This window comes from Bacillus sanguinis (assembly GCF_018332475.1).
GTDB classification, from domain to species: Bacteria; Bacillota; Bacilli; order Bacillales; family Bacillaceae_G; genus Bacillus_A; species Bacillus_A sanguinis.
Genome location: NZ_BOQB01000656.1, coordinates 1 through 305 on the forward strand (window position 1 = coordinate 1; position 305 = coordinate 305).

Consider the following 305-nt stretch of genomic DNA (forward strand, 5'->3'; position numbering starts at 1 on the left):
TTGTGTTACATTACAAGTTTTTCTCGTACTTAACTCATTTACAATTTGTAAGCGGATTGGGTGCGCCATAATTTTTAAAATATCTACATCTTCTTCTGAAACTAAACTTTTTCTCATCTCACTCGTATATGTTGTCATAAGACATTCCCCTTTTATATGAATTCCTATTATTTTGATCTATTTCCAAAATATTTAAAACTCTGATGTGAAACCTTTATATAAAAATAATAGAATTTTAAATTTTTAAAAACAGAACGAAATACAATTCACTTTATTTATTTGGTACATATACATAATACAATGTT

General features: G+C 25.2%; 1 pseudogene. It reads right to left on the bottom strand.

What is annotated here, in order from left to right:
• Positions 1–138: pseudogene (locus KI369_RS29075) on the bottom strand (ArsR/SmtB family transcription factor); the annotation flags it as partial.
• Positions 139–305: the final 167 nt, after the last annotated feature.